Source organism: Kytococcus sedentarius (assembly GCF_041937525.1).
Classification (GTDB): domain Bacteria; phylum Actinomycetota; class Actinomycetes; order Actinomycetales; family Dermatophilaceae; genus Kytococcus; species Kytococcus sedentarius_A.
Map to the genome: position 1 here is coordinate 2,472,739 of NZ_CP169391.1, position 18,865 is coordinate 2,491,603.

Genomic DNA, 18,865 nt, shown 5'->3' on the forward strand with positions numbered 1-18,865 from the left:
ATGCACTCAAGTCTGGGGGTGTTGACACCAGCAGACGACAGGCGCCCGGTCACGCACCACCACGGACCGCCCGGCGCACCACGCGGCACCCGCCGCCGACCCGAGGAGTTCCATGGACCTTCAGCCGACCACCCTGGTGGCCGAGGCCCTGGCCATCGCCCAGCGCGACGCCCAGACCGCCGGCCACGCCGAGATCACCCCCGCCCACATCGCCTCGGCCACCGTTGCCCTGGGCGATGCCGCCGTGGGCGCGCTGCTCACCGCCGGTGGCACCTCATCGGAGGCGGCCGGGGCAGCCGCGCGCTCCACGCTGTCCGGCCTGCCCACTGCCACCGGGCAGACCCCCCAGCTGGGGCAGCAGGCACTGCGACTGCTGCAGCAGGCGCACACCATCATGACGGCGCGCGGGGACACCCACCTCGCGGTGGACGTGCTCACGCTGGCCCTGGTGGAGACCGGTGCGATCGCCGCCGACGCGGCCGCCGTGGCCACCGAGCTCGACAGCCTGCGCGGGGGACAGAAGGTCACCAGTGAGAACCCGCAGAACGGCTCCGATGCCCTGGAGCAGTACGGCACCGACCTCACCGCGCTGGCCCGCGAGGGCGCGCTCGACCCGGTGATCGGGCGCGACGCCGAGATCCGCCGCGTGGTGCAGGTGCTCAGCCGCCGCACCAAGAACAACCCCGTCCTCATCGGTGAGCCCGGTGTGGGAAAGACCGCGGTGGTCGAGGGGCTGGCGCAGCGCATCGTCGACGCGGACGTGCCGGAGTCGCTGCGGGGCAAGCGCCTCATCAGTCTCGACCTGGGCGCGATGGTCGCCGGCGCCAAGTACCGCGGCGAGTTCGAGGAGCGCCTGAAGGCCGTGCTGGAGGAGATCAAGGCCTCCCAGGGGGAGATCGTCACCTTCATCGACGAGCTCCACACCGTCGTGGGCGCCGGTGGCACCGGCGACGGCTCGATGGACGCCGGCAACATGCTCAAGCCGATGCTGGCGCGCGGCGAGCTGCGCCTCGTGGGCGCCACCACGCTGGACGAGTTCCGCGAGAACATCGAGAAGGACGCCGCCCTGGAGCGGCGCTTCCAGCAGGTGTTCGTGGGCGAGCCCCCGGTGGTGGACACCATCGCCATCCTGCGCGGGCTCAAGGAGCGCTACGAGGCGCACCACAAGGTGACCATCGAGGACTCCGCCCTGGTGGCCGCCGCCACGCTGTCCGACCGGTACATCACCCACCGGCAGCTGCCCGACAAGGCGATCGACCTCATCGACGAGGCGGCCAGTCGCCTGCGCATGGAGATCGACTCCTCCCCGATGGAGATCGACACCCTGCGTCGCGCCGTGGACCGGCTGTCGATGGAGGAGATGCACCTCGCGGCCGAGACCGACGACGCCTCCGCCGAGCGGCTCGCCGCGCTGCGGGAGGACCTCGCGGCCAAGCGCGAGGAGCTCTCCACCCTCACGGCCCGCTGGGAGGCGGAGAAGACCGGCCTCAACCGGCTCGGTGAGCTCAAGGCCCAGCTGGACGAGGCGCGTACGCAGGCCGAGCGACTGCAGCGCGAGGGCGACTACGCCGGCGCGTCCAAGCTGCTCTACGGCGACGTGCCCGCACTGGAGGCACAGCTTGCAGAGGCCGAGGGGCGAGAGGCGCAGGACGACGGTGGGGGCGAGCCCGCATCGGAGGCGCCGATGGTGTCTGACGCGGTGACGGCCGACGACATCGCCGAGGTGATCGCCGCCTGGACCGGCATCCCCGCCGGGCGACTCCTGGAGGGCGAGACCGAGAAGCTGCTGCGCATGGAGGACTTCCTGGGTGAGCGACTGATCGGGCAGCTCACCGCCGTGCGCACGGTGTCCGATGCGGTGCGTCGCTCCCGCGCGGGGCTTGCCGATCCCGACCGGCCCACCGGCTCGTTCCTGTTCCTGGGGCCGACCGGTGTGGGCAAGACCGAGCTGGCCAAGGCGCTCGCGGACTTCCTGTTCGACGACGAGCGGGCGATGGTCCGCATCGACATGTCCGAGTACTCCGAGCGCCACGCCGTGGCGCGCCTGGTGGGTGCGCCCCCCGGCTACGTCGGGCACGACGAGGGCGGTCAGCTGACCGAGGCCGTGCGGCGCCGCCCGTACTCGGTGGTGCTGCTGGACGAGGTGGAGAAGGCCCACCCGGAGACCTTCGACATCCTGTTGCAGGTGCTCGACGACGGTCGGCTCACGGACGGTCAGGGGCGGACGGTGGACTTCCGCAACACCATCCTCATCATGACCTCGAACCTGGGCTCGCAGTTCCTGGTGGACCCCACTTTGGAGCCGGCGGCCCGCACCGAGGCCGTGATGGCCGCCGTGCGGTCCCACTTCAAGCCGGAGTTCCTGAACCGCCTGGACGACACGGTGGTCTTCGAGCCGCTCTCGCGGGACGAGCTGGCCCGCATCGTGGACCTGCAGGTGGACGCCCTGGCACGCCGTCTGGACGCGCGCCGCATCACCCTGGAGGTCACCGACGAGGCCCGGGCGTGGCTGGCTGAGCAGGGGTACGACCCGGCGTTCGGTGCCCGTCCGCTGCGCCGTCTGGTGCAGACCCAGGTGGGCGACACCCTGGCGCGGGCGTTGCTGGCCGGTGAGGTCCGCGACGGCCAGGAGGTCACCGTGGACGTGGCCGACGGCGAGACGGGTGGCCTGCGTCTGGCCTGAGGCCCCCGGCGGTGGAGGTGTTGTGGCCCAGGCGCGCAGGCGCCCAAGCACCCCCCACCCCGGGCTCACGGCGAGTCGGCGCCGCCGTTCACGTTGAGGGTCTCGCCCACCACGTAGCTGGCCTCGGGGCTGGCCAGGAAGACGTAGGCCGAGGCCAGTTCCGCCGGCTGCCCGGCACGGCCCAACGGCTGGTCCTTGCCGAACTTCGGCAGCTTCTCCTTGGGCTGACCCTCCACGGCCTGCAGCACGGTCCAGATGGGCCCGGGGGCCACGAGGTTGACCCGGACGCCCTTCGGCGCCAGCTGCTTGGACAACGCCTTGCCGAAGGCGTTCTCCGCCGCCTTGGTGGTGGCGTAGTCGAGCAGGTGCTCGCTGGGGGAGTAGGCCTGCACCGAGGTGGTGATGATGATGGAGGCGCCCTTGCCCAGGTGCTTCACCGCCGCCCGGCAGAGCCAGAACATGGCGTACACGTTGGTCTTCATCGTCAGGTCGAACTGCTCGTCGGTGATCTCGGTGATCTCCGGGACGGAGACCTGCTTGCCGGCGTTGCTCACCAGGATGTCCAGCCCGCCGAGCCCCTCGGCGGCGCGCTCGATGACGTCGTCGCACGCCTCCCGGGTGGTCAGGTCGGACGGGATGGAGACGGCAGTCCGACCCTCGGCCTCGATGAGGGCGATGATGCGGTCGGCGTCCGACTGCTCGGCCGCCAGGTGGTTGATCGCCACGTCCGCGCCCTCGCGGGCGTAGGCGATGGCGACGGCGGCACCGATGCCGGAGTCGCCACCGGTGACCAGGGCCTTCATGCCCTCAAGACGCCCGGTGCCCCGGTAGCTGTCCTCCCCGAGGTCCGGGGTCGGCTGGAGCTCGGTGTCGAGGCCGGGGAAGTCCTGGTCCTGCTCCGGTGGGGTGATGCTCTCGAAGCGGGTGACGGGGTCGACGGCGGGGGTGGTCGAGTTCTTCGGCTGCTCGTTCATGCCCCCAGTCTTCGCCCTTCGGGTGGGGTCTCGCATCCCGAGGCCGCCATGAGTCACCTCACGCAGGGCCGGTCCGTGGCTCCGGCAGAGTGCCCAGGGGGGCGGCGTCTCAGCCCAGGACGAAGTCGTCGGGGTCGCCCCGGAGCAGGCGCACGAGGTCGCGGCGCACACCGGGCCACATGATCGCCCCGGGATCCCGCTCCAGCCCCGCCTCGCCCTGCAACCCGGTGACGCGGCGCTCCCAGCGCCCCACGGCGTCGGGGGTGGCACGCACGGTGCGGGCGCCCCGGTGCACGGTGGCCGCCACGAGGCGGGCCACCAGGTCCGCCCGCGCCCCGAAGACCTCGGCGTCGCCCCCGACGGGGAGGTCCGACGCGGGGCCGCCGGTCACCATCAGGTTGGCCACCCGGCCGATCGTCCCCAGGTGCGGGGACCACTCGGCCAGCAGCCCGCCGGTGGTGGGGTCGAGCCCGTCGATGCCGGATCCCGGCCCCGCCGGCTCGGTGCCGGTGGCCAGCACGATGGCGTCCACCCGGTGCCGGGTGCCGTTGACGTCCACCACCGCATCGGGGGTGATGCGGTGGATCCCGATGCGGAGCAGGTGCAGTCGGTCCCGGGCCACCCCGTGGAACCAGGTCTCGCAGCGCACCGTCCCGCGGGACACCGGTGTGGAGGCGTGGTGGTGCTCCAGGGTGACGGGGTCGAGGTGCTGGCGGGCCAGGTGGGTGGCGTCGTGCATGGCGCGCTGCCACGGCATGGGAGAGGGGCGCAGGACGGTCTCGGCGACCTCCCAAGGGGCTTGCGCCGGGGCCGGCAGGGCGGCGCGCACCACCTGGTTCATCCTGCGTGCACGGCTCCCGGCGGCACGGACCCGCGCGTTGCTCAGGAACAGGTCCACCGGGTCGGTGGAGGGGCGCTCGGGGAGGATCCAGGGCTGGTCGGGGGAGAAGACGGTCACGCGGGACGCGGTCTCGGCCAGGGCCGCGGCGGCGTGCACGTGATCCAGCGGTGCCAGGTGCCCGGTGGTGGGGTGGGTCAGGACGGCCACGTGTCTGCCGGCGAGGTCCTCGGTGGGGTCCCACACGTGCGTGTGCAGCAGCGGACCCTCGAAGGCGTCCATCCCCCGGATCTCGGGGATGACGGGGTCGCCCTCCAGGCCGGTGGCCAGCACCAGGAACTGGGCGGCGACCGTGTCACCGGACTCCAGGGCCAGGGTCCAGGCACCGTCCTCGCCCTGGGTGGCGGTGGTGACCCGGTCGGCCAGGAGACGTTCCCCCATCGAGGCCCAGGCCGCGATGCGCTGGAGGTAGGCCCTCATCGCCTCCGCGGAGGGGGACGACTCCGCCCGCGTGCGCGGGTGGTCCGGCAGGGTGGACTCGCTGAGGGAGCTGCGGCTGCGTGCCCCCGGGTCGAGACGGTCGAGCCATCGCCCGCCGATGCCGGCGCGCTCGTCCACCACCACGACGTCGTGGATGCCGTGGCGGGCCAGGGCGTCCACCACCGAGACGCCGCCGAAACCGGCGCCGATGACGGCGACGGTGTGGCGGGTCATGGCGCCCCCTCGGTCGTCGGGTCCAGGTCCACGATGACCGGGGCGTGGTCGCTGGCGCCCTTGCCCTTGCGCTCCTCACGGTCCACGAACGCGCCGGTCACCTGCTCGGCGAAGGCTGCGGAGCCCAGCACGAAGTCGATGCGCATGCCCTGGCGCTTGGGGAAGCGCAGCTGCTGGTAGTCCCAGTAGGTGAAGGTGTCGGTCTCGGTGTGGGGGCGCACCACGTCCACCAGGCCGCGGTCCAGGAAGCCCTGGAAGGCCGCGCGCTCCGGCTCTGTCACGTGGGTGAGGCCCTCGAAGGCCGCGATGTCCCAGACGTCGGTGTCCAGCGGCGCCACGTTGAAGTCACCCACCAGGGCCAGCGGCAGGTCCTCGCCGGCCCAACCCTCGGCGTGGGCGGCCAGGGTGTCCAGCCAGCGCAGCTTGTACTCCATGTGCGGGTGGTCGATCTCGCGACCGTTGGGCACGTACAGGCTCCACAGGCGGATGCGGGGTGTCTCCGTGCCGTCCGGGCGCGGCTGCCCACCGACCGTGGCGCCCAGGGCGCGGGCCTCCACGACGGGCTCGTCACCCCATCCGGGCTGGTCGGGGAAGGCCACGGTGACGTCCTCGAGCCCCACCCGGGAGGCGATGGCCACGCCGTTCCACTGGTTCAGGCCGTGGAAGGTGATCTCGTAGCCCAGCTCCGCGAAGCGCTCGCGGGGGAACTTGTCGTCCTTGACCTTGGTCTCCTGGATGGCCAGGACGTCCACCTCGTGGCGTTGCAGGAACTCCGCCACCCGGTCGAGGCGGGCACGGAGGGAGTTGACGTTCCAGGTCGCGATGCGCACGGGGCCACTGTAGGAGGTCAGCCCCCCGGTCGGGCGGGCCCCACTGCCTGCCCGTGCGGCGCGTCCCAGCGTGCCCAGCGCGCGGGGGGCACATCGGGCTGCCACAGTGTCGTCATGACCCAGGTCGAGAACTCCTCCCACCCGATGGCGCTGGTCACCGGTGCCTCCTCCGGCATCGGCAAGCAGTTCGCCGAGCAGTTGGCGGCCAAGGGCCACGGTCTGGTGCTCGTGGCCCGCAGCACCGAGCGCCTGGAGGCCCTGGCCATCCACCTCGGCACCCACTACGGCGTGCCGGTGGAGGTGCTCACGGCTGACCTCTCGCAGCGCGCGCAGGTGGAGCTGGTGGCCCGCCGCATCCGGCAGGACGAGAACCCGGTGACGGTGCTGGTGAACAATGCCGGTTACGGCCTGGGCACCGGTTTCCTGCGCAGCGAGATCGACGACGAGGAGGACGCGCTGGCCGTGATGGTGCGCGCCGTCATGGTGCTCAGCCAGGCCGCCGCGGTGCGCATGAAGGAGCGGGGTGCGGGCGTCATCATCAACGTCTCCTCCATGGCGGGCTTCCTTCCCTATGGCAGCTACGGCGCCGCCAAGGCGTGGGTCACCCGCTTCACCGAGGGCCTCGCCTTCGACCTGCACGGCACGGGTGTGCACTGCCAGGCCCTGCTGCCCGGCCTCACGCACACCGAGTTCCACGCGCGCAGCGGCGACAAGTTCGGTTCCGCGCCGGAGTGGATGTGGCTGCCCGCCGAGCAGGTGGTGCGCGAGTCCCTGGCGGCCGTGGGCTCCGGTGAGGTCACCTGTGTGCCCGGCGCGCAGTACAAGGTGGCCGCCCTGGTGCTGCCGCGTCTTCCCCGCCGGCTGGTGATGGCGGGCCTGGCTCGCGCCAACGAGCGGGAGCGTGCGCGCCGCGCCGGCCGCCGCTCGGTCTCCTCCTCCCCGGCCGATGGGGTGAGCCGAGCCGCTGAGGGGCAGCCCGCCCCGGCCTTCCGTTCCCTGGACTCCGCCGAGGGCGACCCCGCGGGCCTGGTGGCGGCGCCGGTGGGTCGGCGGGAGCAGGCCCGGGCGTCGGACGAGGACTCGGTACCCTCCGGGGCATGACCAGCGCCTCCGCCCAGGAACTCGCCCAGCAGGTTGCCGCCGACGCCGTCGTGCACGGCCGCGTGACCCTCTCCTCGGGAGCGGAGGCCGACTACTACGTCGATCTGCGCCGCGTCACCCTCTCGGGGCGCAGCGCGCCCTTGGTGGGCCGCGTGATGCTGGAGCTCACCGCCGACCTGGAGTTCGATGCGGTGGGCGGCCTCACGATGGGGGCAGACCCCGTGGCCACCGCCATGCTGCACGCGGCCGCGGCCCAGGGGAGGCAGCTGGACGCCTTCGTTGTGCGCAAGGCGGGCAAGGCCCACGGCCTGCAGCAGCGCATCGAGGGCCCCTCCATCGAGGGGCGTCGGGTGCTCGTGGTGGAGGACACCTCCACCACCGGCAACTCGCCGCTGACCGCCGTGGAGGCCGTCCGCGAGGCCGGTGCCGAGGTAGTGGCGGTGGCGGTGATCGTGGACCGCTCGTCCGGGGCGCGCGAGGTGATCGAGGCCCAGGGTGTGGAGTACCGCGCGGCGCTCGGCCTGGATGACATCGGCCTGGGCTGACCCCGGCTGCCCGAGCCGACCGGGCACCGGCGCGAAGATCACTGCGCCGCAGATCCATACCAAGTCTTTACCCGCCGCGGGTTCCAGACGCCCTGTCCCGAAATAGGGTCGGGGGAAATGCCTGCCACCCTGACCGCTTCCGCGCCCAGCACCCCGGCGCCCTCTCTCTGGAGGACGCCGGACGTGCCGTGGGTCATCAGCGGCCGGGGACTGGTGACTGCGGCCTCGCGCATGCTGATGGTGGCGCTCATGCTGTGGGTGCAGGCCTCGGGTCTGGGGGCGTTCGCCATGGCGGCCGTCATGCTGGCCGTGGCCCTGCCCGCCCTGTTCTTCATGGGCACCGCCGGTGAGGTGGCCGACCAGTACGACTCGCGCCGCATCCTGGTGCTGGGCGTCCTGGTGCAGGTCCTCGGTGCCGTCGGTGTGGCCCTGGCGGTGGCCCTCGCCCCGGCGCGGGTGGCAGTCCCGCTGGTGGTGGTGCTGGCCTTCGTGTTCCAGACGGGGTCCACCTTCAACGCCCCGGTCTGGGAGTCGCTGGTTCCCCGCATCGTGGGGGAGGAGCGGGTGGGGGCGGTTGCCTCGTGGCAGCAGGGGATCACCAGCGTGGCCGGCCCGCTGGGTGCTGCCGTGGGCGGGGTGCTCGTGGGGTGGACCTCGGGCACGGTCGCCCTGGGGGTCACCGCGGCCCTGGCGGCCTTGGTGATGGTGCCGGCGCTGGCCGTGCGCACCCGCCGTGGCGGCCCGGCTGACGAGCTCCTGCGCGAGGCCCGCGACGCTGCTCGCCGCAAGGCCGCCGAGGCCACGGCCTGGGCCCGTTTCTGGCGGCGCACCCCCTTCGGTCAGGTCTCCCGCAGCGTGGCGGCCGTGCGCTCCGTGCCCACGGCCGCGGTCATCGTCACCGTGATGGTCTGCTTCATGGTGGCCCAGGGCGCCTCCAACGTCATCGAGGTGTTCCTGGTGCGTGGCCCGCTGGGGGCCAGCGAGGCGCAGTACGGGGCCAGCGAGGCCTTCGCCGCGGTCGGTGGCGTGATCGGTGCATGGATGACCGCCCGCATCGTGGCCCCCTCCAAGCGGGTCTGGGCCTTCGTGGCGGGCCTGGCCACCGGCGGCGTCGCGCTGCTGTGGATCGGCCTGGCGCCGAACTTCTGGTTCTACGTGGTGGGTCAGGTGGCCCTGGGTGTCATGCAGGCGCTCGTGGTGGCCAGTGCCATCACCGTGACCGTCACCAGCACCCCGGACGAGCGCCGCGGTGCCGTGATGGCGGGCCTGGGTGGCCTCACGCGCTTGGGCACCGTCGGCGCGCTCGGGGTGGGCGCCGTCATCGGCTCGGTCATGGACCCCCGCCCGGCCTTCCTGACGCTCGGTGCAGCCGCGCTGGTGCTGCTGGTGGTCTCGGGGTGGCGCCTGCCGGGCATTGCCCGGCGGCTGGCGCAGGAGGAGCAGGAGCAGCGGGACCGTGAGCAGGCCGTGCAGCGGAGGGAGCGGGTCGTTCTGGCAGGGTGACGCCGTGAGCAGCGAGCACCCCGCAGACCGCCCTGACGACGCCGGCCGAGAGGTCGGCGTCGGGCCGTGGAAGGGGCCGTGGCCCGTGGACGATGCGGGGGAGCTGCCCGCGCACCTGGACCCCGCGCTGCTGGAGCAGGGCGACCGTCGCAACGTGACCGACGAGTTCCGCTACTGGCGGCAGGAGGCGGTGATCGCGGAGCTGGACACGCGCCGGCACCCCCTGCACGTGGCGGTGGAGAACTGGGGGCACGACTTCAACATCGGCTCGGTCATCCGCACGGCGAACGCGTTCAACGTGGCGGCCTTCCATATCGTCGGACGGCGGCGGTGGAACCGGCGGGGCGCGATGGTCACCGACCGCTACCAGCACGAGTTCCACCATGCCGATGCGGAGGAGCTGGCCGCGTGGGCGGCCGCCGCGCCGCGCCGGGACGGGGGCACGGGGCTGCCGCTGATCGGCATCGACAACCTGCCGGGCTCGGTGGCGCTGGAGGGCTTCGCGATGCCGGGCGAGTGCGTGATGGTGTTCGGGCAGGAGGGGCCCGGACTCACGCCCGAGGTGCAGGCGCGGTGCCAGGCGGTGCTCCACATCGAGCAGTTCGGGTCCACGCGGTCCATCAACGCCGGGGCCGCGGCCGCCATCGCCATGCACGCGTGGGTGCGCCAGCACGTGCACGGTCTGCCCAGCTGACGCGGGCGGGTGCCGACGCCCCTTCGGCTCTGACAAGATGGCGAGCGCACGGCACCGGCGCCGGGCCGCGCTCGGCGTGGGCCCGCACCGGTGTCCCGGCCCTGGACGGACCAACCGAGGAGAACCACATGCCCATCGCAACCCCTGAGGTCTACCGCGACATGCTGGACCGCGCGAAGGCGGAGAAGTTCGCCTACCCGGCCATCAACGTGAGCTCCTCGCAGACGCTGAACGCCGCCATCCGCGGCTTCGCCGAGGCCGGGTCGGACGGCATCATCCAGGTCTCCACCGGTGGCTCGGAGTACTTCTCCGGCCCCACAGTCAAGGACATGGTCACCGGTGCTCGCGCGTTCGCGGCCTTCGCCCGCGAGGTGGCGAAGAACTACGACGTGAACATCGCGCTGCACACCGACCACTGCCCCAAGGACAAGCTGGACGGCTTCGTGCGCCCGCTGCTGGACGCCTCCGAGCAGGAGTACAAGACGCACGGCACGCCGCTGTTCCAGTCGCACATGTGGGACGGCTCGGCGGTGCCGCTGGAGGAGAACCTGCAGATCGCGCAGGAGCTGCTGGAGCGCTGCAGGGCGCTGGACATCATCCTCGAGGTCGAGATCGGTGTTGTCGGCGGTGAGGAGGACGGCGTGGCCAACGAGATCAACGACCAGCTGTACACCTCCGCCGAGGACGCCATCGCCACCGTCGAGGCACTGGGCATGGGCGAGAAGGGCCGCTACATGGCCGCGCTGACCTTCGGCAACGTGCACGGCGTGTACAAGCCCGGCAACGTGAAGCTCCGCCCGGAGATCCTGAAGCAGGCCCAGGCCGCCGTGGTGGAGAAGTTCGGCGCCAGCCAGCACAGCTCGGTGGCCGAGAAGCCCTTCGACCTGGTCTTCCACGGTGGCTCCGGCTCCACCGAGCAGGAGATCTCCGATGCGGTGGACTACGGCGTGGTGAAGATGAACGTGGACACCGACACCCAGTACGCGTTCACCCGCCCGGTGGCCGGCTACATGCTGGAGAACTACTCCGGCGTGCTGAAGATCGACGGCGAGGTGGGCAACAAGAAGCAGTACGACCCGCGTGCCTGGGGCAAGGTGGCCGAGGAGGCCATGGCCGCCCGCGTGGTGACGGCCTGCGAGAACCTGCGCTCCGCGGGGACGCACCGCTGATGGCCGGCGAGAACCTGCTGGGCATCCCCGAGACCCACCTGCCCGAGGACCCGGCCACGGCTGCCCTGGAGCAGGGCCAGGACGCCCGCATGGTGGCTGCCGCGCGGCCGACCTCCTCGGCCGCATGGGCCGAGCTGGCCGAGGCGGCGCTGGAGGACGGCATGACCGTGGAGGCGTACGCGTTCGCGCGGACCGGCTACCACCGCGGGCTGGACTCGCTGCGCCGCGCCGGCTGGAAGGGCCAGGGGCCGGTGCCGTGGGAGCACGCGCCGAACCGTGGCTTCCTGCGGTGCCTGGCGGTGCTCTCGCGGGCCGCGGGGCTCATCGGGGAGACCGACGAGGAGCAGCGCTGCGCGAGCTTCCTGGCCGACTCCTCGGCGACGGCGGCACGCGAGCTGGGCATCGAGCGCCCCGGCGCCTGACCCCGCCCCCCTACCGGGGGAGGGCCGCGGAGACGCGGCCCTTCAGCCGTTCCCGGGCCGCGGGCCACTCGGAGGCCAGCAGCGAGAAGCAGGCCGTGTCGCGCACGCTGCCGTCCGGGCGCCGCTTGTGGTGCCGCAGCACCCCGTCGTGCCGGGCGCCGAGCTTCTCGATGGCGGCTCGGCTCTGCGCGTTCAGCGCGTCGGTGTGCCACACCACCACCTCGGCGCCCAGGCCCTCGAAGGCGTGCGTCAGCATCTGCAGCTTGCTGTCCGCGTTGTGCCCCCGCCCGTGCGTGCGCGCGGCGAGCCACGTGTACCCGATGGCGACCGACCGCACCTGCTCGTCCGGGGCGTAGTACGAGGTGGTCCCCACGAACTGGCCGCTCACCGCATCGATCTGGGCCAGGGGGAGACGCACCCCCGATGCGGCAGCCGCCAGCGCGTCCTCGACGTCACCCCGCGCGTCGGCGAGGGTGTGCGGGAACGGTCGGCTGAGCCACCGCCACGCCTCGGGGCCGGTCTCCCGGGCGGCGGCGAACCAGCCCTGCGCGTGCTCGATGGTGAGGGGTTCGAGGCGGACCAGCCGCCCCGCATCGGACGGGGGAGGGGACAGCCAGGCGCCGGTCATGCGGTGTCACCCGGCCAGGTGCCCCGCCGGTGGGCCAGGTGCTCCTGGTGGGCCGCCCTGGCCGCGCGCGCCGGCGGGGACCCCCACTCCCAGGCCCGGTTGACCTCAGCGAGGGTCTCGCCCCGCATCAGGGCCATCCGCGGCCACGTCATTCTGGGGCGGTGGGTGCGTCCGCGGGTGGTCACCACCACCACGCCGCCGCGGGCGAAGAAGCGCCGGTCCACCTCGATGCGGGCGACCTCCTCCCAGGGAACCGTCACCGTACGCAGGATGCCCCGCATCTCGATTCCTTCGGTGGTCACGTCGAAGCGCTGCCGGAAGCTCTGCACGACCCACACCATGATGCCCACGAGGACCAGGCAGATGGCTCCCATGCCGGCGGTGACGGCGGGATGTTCGGCGCGGAGGGCCAGGACTCCCAGGAAGATGGTGAGGAGCAGCAGAATCCCCAGGGGCAGTGCCATCAGCGCCCAGAAGACGCCCACGATCTGGGACCGGTGGAGGAGCCGCCTCCCCGAGTTCGGCGTCATGGCGGCATGATCGCACGGTCGGGGTGGAGAGGGGCGGCTGCAGCCCCTCGGTAGACTCCCCCGGTACCGGCTCCCGTGCGGCGTCCCCTAGGGCGAGGCCGGCCGGTGCACCGGCGGGAAGCACCGTCCGGGGACGCGAACCAGCGCGGGGCGAAGGGAGCCGGCATGCCGGCGATCGTGATCGTGGGCGCCCAGTGGGGCGACGAGGGCAAGGGCAAGGCCACCGACCAGCTCGGCGAGCGGGTGGACCTGGTGGTGAAGTTCAACGGGGGCAACAACGCCGGCCACACGGTGGTCATCGGCAGTGAGAAGTACGCCCTGCACCTGCTGCCCAGCGGCATCCTCACGCCCGGGGTGACTCCCATCATCGCCAACGGTGTGGTGGTGGACCTCGCGGTGCTCTTCGAGGAGATCGAGGCGCTGGAGGCCCGCGGCGTGGACACCAGCAAGCTCAAGGTCAGCGCCAACGCGCACGTCATCGCGCCGTACAACACCACGCTGGACAAGGTGTCTGAGCGCTTCCTGGGCAAGCGGAAGATCGGCACCACGGGGCGCGGTATCGGCCCGGCGTACGCGGACAAGATGAACCGCATCGGCATCCGCATCCAGGACCTGTTCGACGAGTCGATCCTGCGCCAGAAGGTGGAGGCGGCGCTGGACATCAAGAACGAGCTGTTGGTGAAGACGTACAACCGCCGCGCCGTGGAGGTCGATGAGGTGGTGGACGAGCTGCGCTCGTACGTCGACCGGCTGCGCCCGATGGTGGTGGACTCCGGCCTGGAGATCACGCGCGCGCTCGATGCGGGGCAGACCGTCCTCTTCGAGGCGGGCCAGGCCACCATGCTCGATGTGGACCACGGCACCTACCCGTTCGTGACCTCGTCGTCCTGTGTGGCCGCGGGCGCGTCCACCGGGTCGGGCATGGCGCCGGGGCGGATGGACCGCGTGGTGGGCATCTTCAAGGCGTACACCTCCCGCGTGGGTGAGGGTCCGTTCCCCACCGAGCTGAAGGACGAGACCGGTGACGCGCTGCGCGAGGCCGGCCACGAGTTCGGCACCACCACGGGCCGTCCGCGTCGATGCGGGTGGGCCGACGCGCTCGTGGGCCGCTACGCCACGCGCGTCAACGGGCTGACGGACATGGTGCTCACCAAGCTGGACACGCTCACCGGGTTCGAGACCCTGCGCGTGGCCACCGGCTACCGCGTGCCGGCTGCCGACGCCTCCGGGCTGGGCGACGGCCGCACCGAGGGCGACTGGGTGTACTTCGACGAGATGCCCATGTCGCAGAGCGACTTCCACCACGCGGAGCCGGTCTACGAGGACCACCCGGGTTGGACCGAGGACATCAGCGACTGCCGCGAGTTCTCCGACCTGCCGCAGGCCGCGCAGGACTACGTGCTGCGCCTGGAGGAGCTCATGGGCACCCGCATCAGCGTGATCGGTGTGGGCCCGGGCCGCGAGCAGTCCATCGTGCGGCACGAGCTGGCCCCCCAGCGCTGAGCATCGGCGCATGAGTTCCCGCGCTGCTGTCTGCGGTGGATGGTGAGGGGCTCAAGGGATTGGCGCGCGAGCTGTGGCACGAGGTCACGGACGAGAACGGACACGTGCTCGTGGCGGTCCAGCTGACGACCACTGCGGGAGGCCGCCCCGGGTGGCGCCGCATCGAGAGCCCCGGTCGGCTTCCCGAGTACCGGGGTGAGCCGACGATGGGGTGGCACGCCTTTCCTCCCAGGGCGGAGTGACCCATCGGCAGGACGCTGCGCAGGACGTCCTCCGGTGCTCGGTGGCGCGCCATAGCCTCACTTGGTCGATCAAGTGAGGCTATGGCCACCGGCCACCCTCACTTCTCGGTCAGCACCACCATGCGGTGGGCGGCGCGGGTGAAGACCACGTAGAGCACGCGCGCCCCGCCGGGGGACTCGGCCACGATCTCCTCGGGGTCCACCACCACGGTCGCGTCGTACTCCAGGCCCTTGGTGCTCATGGGGTCGATCGCCACCACCCGCGGGTGCTCGCCCCGCAGCGGCTCCAGCGCGGCCTCGACGTCCACCCGGTGGGCCGCCGGGGTGATCACCGCGATGGCGCCGTCCACCTCATCGAGCAGGCCGGTGGCCGCCTCGACGGCCGCGGTCGCCCAGGCGCCCGAGTCCTGCCCCGATGCGGCCACGGCCACCTCGGTGGGCTCGATGCCGGTGTCGCGCACCGCGTTCGGGATGTCCGCAGCCGCCTCGTGCCGGCGGATGTACTCCGCCGCGTACTCGAAGATATCCCGCGCGTTGCGGTAGTTCGTGTCCATGTGGAACGAGCGGCGCTCCTTGGCGCCGAAGGCCTCGTCGCGCGCCTCGGCCGCCTCCGCCGCATCGGGCCAGGAGGCCTGCGCGGCGTCGCCGACCACGGTCCACGACGCCGTCCGCCCGCGCCGCCCCAGCATGCGCCACTGCATCGGCGAGAGATCCTGCGCCTCGTCCACCAACAGGTGCGCGTAGGTCTCCGGCGGTTCCACGGTGCCGTACAGCAGCTTCTCCCACGCGGTGGTGGGCGTGATCTGGTGGTACTCGGTCTCGGCGCGGCCCTCGCCGCCCTTCAGCGCCGCGACGCCGTACTGGCTGGCGTCGTCGAGTTCCTCGATCTCGTAGAAGCCGCGCTCGGTGTCGACCTCCAGCTGGGGCTGTCCGATGCGGGCGGCCACCTCGTCCACGAGCGCCGCGTCCGCCACCGACCAGGTGCCCGTGTCCAGGGCCACCTGCATCGATGCGGTGAGCGCGGCCTGCTCGTCGGCGTCCAGCACGTCGCGGGCCCAGTCGGCCACGCGGTCGGCATCGGCCAGCCAGAGCACCACCTCGCGCGGGTCGACCGGGCGCCACCAGGACTCCATGAAGGCATCCACCTCGCGGGAGTCCTCGAAGCGGCTGAAGAAGCGCTCCCGGTCCTCGCGCAGGACCTCGCCGGCGGTCTGGGAACGAGCCTGCGTCCAGGCGGACTGCGAGAGCATCTCGCGGGCCGCGGCGGTGGCATCGTTGCGCTTGGCGCCGCGCAGCACGGTGTTGCGGATGCGGCGCAGCTCGCGCTCGTCGATGCGCAGGGCGTGGCCGCTGACGAAGGTGCGCAGCTCGGACGGGGCGTCCGGGGCGGGGGCCTTGGCAGCGCGGGCGAGCACCTTGCGGATGCGGAGCATGCCCTTCACATGGGCGGCGACGGGGGAGTCGAGACGCTCTCCGGTGAGGCCGTCCACCACGTCGCCGGCGGCGCGCAGCGCGACGGAGTCCTCACCCAGGGTGGGCAGGACGCGCTCGATGTAGGCCGTGTACGCGGCGCTGGGGCCGATGACGAGCACGCCGCCGTGCTCGTAGCGGCGCCGGTCGGTGTAGAGCAGGTAGGCGGCGCGGTGCAGCGCCACCACGGTCTTGCCCGTGCCCGGGCCGCCGGTGATGGTGGTGACGCCCCGCGCCTCGGCGCGGATGGCCTCGTCCTGGTGCTGCTGGATGGTGGCCACGATGTCGCGCATGCGCCCGCTGCGGGAGCGGGTGAGTGCCGCCATGAGGGCTCCATCACCGACCACGACCATGTCCTCCGGCGGCTCGGCCACCATCAGGTCGTCCTCGATGCCGATGACCCGCTCGGCCCTCGAGCGCAACACCCGGCGACGCACCACCTTGTGGGGCTGCACGGGGGTGGCGCGGTAGAACGCGCTGGCCGCGGGGGCGCGCCAGTCGACCACCAGCGGCTCGTAGTCGTCGTCACGCACGCCGAGGCGGCCGATGTAGCGGACCTCCTCGATGGTGGGCGTCTCACCCTCGGCGGGGCCGGCGTCCGGCATCGAGTGGTCGAGGTCGAGGCGGCCGAAGACGAGGCCCTCGTGCTCCATCTCCAGGGAGGTGCGGCGCTTGTGGGAGGAGAAGACCAGGGCGTCGCGTTCGAACAGGCCGGACATCTCCTCGTCCCGGACGTCGCCGGTGCGCATGGTGCGCCCGCGGGCCAGGCCCTCGGCCTCGATCAGCCCGGCGCGCTCGGCGGCCTTGGCCAGTTCGGCGTGCACGCGGTCCACGTGCGCCTGCTCGAGGGCGAGCTGCTCCGCAGCGGGGTCCTGCTCGGGGGCCGGGCCGCCCTCGGGGGAGGGGTCGGACGTGGGCGAGGGGCTCGACGCGGGGGAGGTCACCGCATCGGGCCGGGTGGGTTCCGCCGGGGACTCGGTCGGGGTGTTCTGGGGGTCCGGCTCGGGGGTGGTGCCGGACGCGGCCGCTGCGCTCACGCGGTGACTCCTGCTTGCCTGCGGGAAAACGGAACGGCCAAGTCTACGCGGGTGCGGATACGGTCGCGGCATGCAGACTTTTGAGACCGACCGGCTGGTGCTGCGGCCCTTCACGCTCGACGACCAGCAGTTCGTGCACGAGGTGCACACGCACCCCGGCATTGCGCGCTTCATCCCCGGGCAGGTGTCCCGCTCGTCAGAGGCCACCCGCGCCCAGACCGAACGCTTCATGTCCCTGGCCGACCATCCCGTGCACGGGTTCTGGTGCGTCACCCTGGCCGATGGCACCCCGGTGGCGCTCGTGATGTTCAAGCCCGTCCCGTTCTCCCAGGACTCTCCCCGTGCGCAGGAGGAGCAGGACGTGGAGATCGGCTGGCGCCAGCACCCGGACCACGGCGGGCACGGGTACGTGACCGAGGCCGCGGCCCGTGTGCTCGAGCACGCGTGGGCGAGTGGCCTGCAGCGGGTGGTCGCGGTGACGGACCCGGAGAACCACGCCTCGATGGGGGTGTGCCGGCGGCTGGGGATGGTCGACGCGGGCCCGAGCGACGACTACTACGACAAGACCACGCGGTTGTTCGTCGCAACGCCGGAAGGGAGACGATGATGGGGCGTGACCCGGCCGCCGGGCGGGGCGGGGGGACGACGGCGGTGCCGCACCCCATCGGCGAGCTCGCTCGGTCGGCCCGGCGGGTGCTGGTGCTGACCGGTGCCGGGGCCTCGGCGGAGTCGGGAGTGCCCACCTTCCGCGACGCCCAGACGGGGCTGTGGGAACGTTTCGACCCCCTGCAGCTGGCGACCCCGGAGGCGTGGGCGGCCGACCCCGCGCAGTGCTTTGCCTGGTACGCCTGGAGGGCGGCCCTCGTGCGGCGTGCCGAGCCGCACGCGGGGCACCGCGCGATCACCCGGTGGCAGCAGCTCGATGGGGTGGACCTGCGGGTGAGTACGCAGAACGTGGACGACCTGCACGAGCGGGCCGGCACCGAGGTGATGGCGCACCTGCACGGCGACCTGTTCGCCCTGCGGTGCGCGGAGTGCGGGATGCCGTCGGCAGCCGGCTACCCGGAGGTGCCCGAGCCCGTGGAGCGCCTGGACCCGCCCCGGTGTGAGCGGTGCGGGGGTCTGGTGCGGCCGGGGGTGGTGTGGTTCGGCGAGATGCTGCCCGAGGGCGCCCTGGAGATCTCGGTGGAGGCTGCCCGGTGGGCGGAGCTGGTCGTCGTGGTGGGCACCTCCGGGCTGGTGTATCCGGCGGCGGCGATCCCCGGCGTGGCGCGGGACACGGGGGTGCCGGTGGTGGAGGTCAACCCCGAGGGCTCCACGCTGCCGGACGGCGCGGACCACGTGTGGCCGACGACCGCAGCACGAGCGCTGCCGGCGCTGGTGGACGCCCTGGACGGCTGACGAGGCGCCGTCTCAGCGGGCTTGCGTCAGCGCTGTCGCGCCGCCTCGAACGCCGCCAGCAACTCCTCGCTGAACAACACGAAGCGCACCAGCCGCACCGATGCCGGCCCGCTTGCCGCAAACTCGCGCGCCGCCCCCATCGCCGCCGCTGCCGCATCGGCCGCCGACCACCCGTACACGCCCGCACCCACGGCGGGCAGGGCCACGGACGCCGCCCCCACCTCATCGGCCACGCGCAGCGAGTTCGCGAAGGCGGCCCGCAGCAGGGCGGGGTCGGTCTGCCCCGCGCGACGGTTGGGCCCCACGGTGTTCACCACCCACCGGGCCGGCAGGTTCCCGGCGCCGGTGGCCACGGCCTCGCCCACCGGCAGCCCGTCGGGCAGCGGCCCGGCCCGCAGCTCCTCGCACTCGGCCAGCAGGCCCGGCCCGGCGGCGCGATGGATCGCGCCGTCCACCCCGCCGCCCCCGAGCAGGGAGGAGTTGGCCGCGTTGACGATCGCGTCGACCGCCTGCGTGGTGATGTCGCCCAGCACGCACTCGATGCGGGTGTCCGTGTCGTCCATGACGCCAGCGTGGGCCCT

17 protein-coding genes are annotated in these 18,865 nt (G+C 72.7%); 10 read left to right on the forward strand and 7 right to left on the reverse strand.

Going from position 1 to position 18,865, the window contains the following annotated elements:
- Positions 1–112: 112 nt before the first annotated feature.
- Positions 113–2,683, forward strand: a complete 2,571-nt coding sequence (locus ACEY2A_RS11630; RefSeq protein ID WP_374928744.1) for an ATP-dependent Clp protease ATP-binding subunit — start codon at positions 113–115, stop codon at positions 2,681–2,683.
- 65 nt (positions 2,684–2,748) lie between these two features.
- On the opposite strand, the gene ACEY2A_RS11635 is transcribed toward ACEY2A_RS11630, so the two are convergent.
- The 3 genes from ACEY2A_RS11635 to ACEY2A_RS11645 all read right to left on the reverse strand — a co-directional run bounded on the left by ACEY2A_RS11635 (position 2,749) and on the right by ACEY2A_RS11645 (position 6,039).
- Positions 2,749–3,657: an SDR family oxidoreductase gene (locus ACEY2A_RS11635; protein WP_374928745.1), complete on the reverse strand. Its 909-nt coding sequence runs from the start codon at positions 3,655–3,657 to the stop codon at positions 2,749–2,751.
- A 109-nt stretch (positions 3,658–3,766) separates the two neighbouring features.
- On the reverse strand, positions 3,767–5,209 hold the full coding sequence (locus ACEY2A_RS11640) for a flavin-containing monooxygenase (protein ID WP_374928746.1): 1,443 nt from the start codon (positions 5,207–5,209) through the stop codon (positions 3,767–3,769).
- Complete coding sequence (locus tag ACEY2A_RS11645; RefSeq protein WP_374928747.1) at positions 5,206–6,039, reverse strand: exodeoxyribonuclease III; 834 nt, start codon at positions 6,037–6,039, stop codon at positions 5,206–5,208. Before ACEY2A_RS11645 ends, ACEY2A_RS11640 begins: the two co-directional genes overlap by 4 nt.
- 114 nt (positions 6,040–6,153) lie before the next feature.
- Between ACEY2A_RS11645 and ACEY2A_RS11650 the strand changes: the two genes are divergently transcribed.
- The 6 genes from ACEY2A_RS11650 to ACEY2A_RS11675 all read left to right on the forward strand — a co-directional run bounded on the left by ACEY2A_RS11650 (position 6,154) and on the right by ACEY2A_RS11675 (position 11,473).
- A complete protein-coding gene (locus ACEY2A_RS11650; protein WP_374928748.1) occupies positions 6,154–7,140 on the forward strand; it encodes an SDR family NAD(P)-dependent oxidoreductase in 987 nt (328 codons plus the stop codon).
- Complete coding sequence (gene pyrE, locus ACEY2A_RS11655; protein ID WP_374928749.1) at positions 7,137–7,685, forward strand: orotate phosphoribosyltransferase; 549 nt, start codon at positions 7,137–7,139, stop codon at positions 7,683–7,685. The genes ACEY2A_RS11650 and pyrE overlap by 4 nt, the downstream gene beginning before the upstream one ends.
- 117 nt (positions 7,686–7,802) lie before the next feature.
- On the forward strand, positions 7,803–9,188 hold the full coding sequence (locus ACEY2A_RS11660) for an MFS transporter (RefSeq protein ID WP_374928750.1): 1,386 nt from the start codon (positions 7,803–7,805) through the stop codon (positions 9,186–9,188).
- Between the two features lie 4 nt (positions 9,189–9,192).
- Positions 9,193–9,882 (forward strand): TrmH family RNA methyltransferase, encoded by a 690-nt coding sequence (locus ACEY2A_RS11665; protein ID WP_374928751.1) that lies wholly within the window; start codon positions 9,193–9,195, stop codon positions 9,880–9,882.
- A gap of 128 nt (positions 9,883–10,010) precedes the next feature.
- A complete protein-coding gene (fbaA, locus tag ACEY2A_RS11670; RefSeq protein WP_374928752.1) occupies positions 10,011–11,051 on the forward strand; it encodes a class II fructose-bisphosphate aldolase in 1,041 nt (346 codons plus the stop codon).
- The gene (locus ACEY2A_RS11675; protein ID WP_374928753.1) at positions 11,051–11,473 is read left to right on the forward strand and encodes a DUF3151 domain-containing protein; all 423 of its coding nucleotides are present in this window, start codon (positions 11,051–11,053) and stop codon (positions 11,471–11,473) included. The genes fbaA and ACEY2A_RS11675 overlap by 1 nt, the downstream gene beginning before the upstream one ends.
- 10 nt (positions 11,474–11,483) lie before the next feature.
- Here the strand turns inward: ACEY2A_RS11675 and ACEY2A_RS11680 are convergent, their stop codons facing one another.
- Positions 11,484–12,101, reverse strand: coding sequence for a GNAT family N-acetyltransferase (locus ACEY2A_RS11680; RefSeq protein WP_374928754.1), 618 nt, complete (start codon positions 12,099–12,101; stop codon positions 11,484–11,486).
- Positions 12,098–12,631, reverse strand: a complete 534-nt coding sequence (locus tag ACEY2A_RS11685) for a PH domain-containing protein (RefSeq protein ID WP_374928755.1) — start codon at positions 12,629–12,631, stop codon at positions 12,098–12,100. Before ACEY2A_RS11685 ends, ACEY2A_RS11680 begins: the two co-directional genes overlap by 4 nt.
- 165 nt (positions 12,632–12,796) lie before the next feature.
- On the opposite strand from ACEY2A_RS11685, the gene ACEY2A_RS11690 reads away from it, so the two are divergent.
- Positions 12,797–14,134, forward strand: coding sequence for an adenylosuccinate synthase (locus tag ACEY2A_RS11690; RefSeq protein WP_374928756.1), 1,338 nt, complete (start codon positions 12,797–12,799; stop codon positions 14,132–14,134).
- Positions 14,135–14,474: 340 nt separating this feature from the next.
- Here ACEY2A_RS11690 and ACEY2A_RS11695 read toward each other — a convergent pair whose 3' ends face one another.
- On the reverse strand, positions 14,475–16,679 hold the full coding sequence (locus ACEY2A_RS11695) for a HelD family protein (protein WP_374929999.1): 2,205 nt from the start codon (positions 16,677–16,679) through the stop codon (positions 14,475–14,477).
- Between the two features lie 274 nt (positions 16,680–16,953).
- Here ACEY2A_RS11695 and ACEY2A_RS11700 point away from each other — a divergent pair, with 274 nt between their 5' ends.
- Complete coding sequence (locus tag ACEY2A_RS11700) at positions 16,954–17,490, forward strand: GNAT family N-acetyltransferase (protein ID WP_374928757.1); 537 nt, start codon at positions 16,954–16,956, stop codon at positions 17,488–17,490.
- Positions 17,487–18,284, forward strand: coding sequence for an NAD-dependent deacetylase (locus ACEY2A_RS11705; protein WP_374928758.1), 798 nt, complete (start codon positions 17,487–17,489; stop codon positions 18,282–18,284). The genes ACEY2A_RS11700 and ACEY2A_RS11705 overlap by 4 nt, the downstream gene beginning before the upstream one ends.
- 26 nt (positions 18,285–18,310) lie before the next feature.
- On the opposite strand, the gene ACEY2A_RS11710 is transcribed toward ACEY2A_RS11705, so the two are convergent.
- Complete coding sequence (locus ACEY2A_RS11710; protein WP_374928759.1) at positions 18,311–18,847, reverse strand: O-acetyl-ADP-ribose deacetylase; 537 nt, start codon at positions 18,845–18,847, stop codon at positions 18,311–18,313.
- Positions 18,848–18,865: the final 18 nt, after the last annotated feature.

Excerpts from the sequence above, each read along its gene's own strand:
- ACEY2A_RS11630 (WP_374928744.1), top strand. The coding sequence starts at position 113 with ATGGACCTTCAGCCGACCACCCTGGTGGCCGAGGCCCTGGCCATCGCC.
- ACEY2A_RS11700 (WP_374928757.1), top strand. The coding sequence starts at position 16,954 with ATGCAGACTTTTGAGACCGACCGGCTGGTGCTGCGGCCCTTCACGCTC.
- fbaA (WP_374928752.1), top strand. The coding sequence starts at position 10,011 with ATGCCCATCGCAACCCCTGAGGTCTACCGCGACATGCTGGACCGCGCG.
- pyrE (WP_374928749.1), top strand. The coding sequence starts at position 7,137 with ATGACCAGCGCCTCCGCCCAGGAACTCGCCCAGCAGGTTGCCGCCGAC.
- ACEY2A_RS11710 (WP_374928759.1), bottom strand. The coding sequence starts at position 18,847 with ATGGACGACACGGACACCCGCATCGAGTGCGTGCTGGGCGACATCACC.
- ACEY2A_RS11640 (WP_374928746.1), bottom strand. The coding sequence starts at position 5,209 with ATGACCCGCCACACCGTCGCCGTCATCGGCGCCGGTTTCGGCGGCGTC.
- ACEY2A_RS11660 (WP_374928750.1), top strand. The coding sequence starts at position 7,803 with ATGCCTGCCACCCTGACCGCTTCCGCGCCCAGCACCCCGGCGCCCTCT.
- ACEY2A_RS11675 (WP_374928753.1), top strand. The coding sequence starts at position 11,051 with ATGGCCGGCGAGAACCTGCTGGGCATCCCCGAGACCCACCTGCCCGAG.
- ACEY2A_RS11690 (WP_374928756.1), top strand. The coding sequence starts at position 12,797 with ATGCCGGCGATCGTGATCGTGGGCGCCCAGTGGGGCGACGAGGGCAAG.
- ACEY2A_RS11650 (WP_374928748.1), top strand. The coding sequence starts at position 6,154 with ATGACCCAGGTCGAGAACTCCTCCCACCCGATGGCGCTGGTCACCGGT.
- ACEY2A_RS11705 (WP_374928758.1), top strand. The coding sequence starts at position 17,487 with ATGATGGGGCGTGACCCGGCCGCCGGGCGGGGCGGGGGGACGACGGCG.
- ACEY2A_RS11635 (WP_374928745.1), bottom strand. The coding sequence starts at position 3,657 with ATGAACGAGCAGCCGAAGAACTCGACCACCCCCGCCGTCGACCCCGTC.
- ACEY2A_RS11685 (WP_374928755.1), bottom strand. The coding sequence starts at position 12,631 with ATGACGCCGAACTCGGGGAGGCGGCTCCTCCACCGGTCCCAGATCGTG.
- ACEY2A_RS11680 (WP_374928754.1), bottom strand. The coding sequence starts at position 12,101 with ATGACCGGCGCCTGGCTGTCCCCTCCCCCGTCCGATGCGGGGCGGCTG.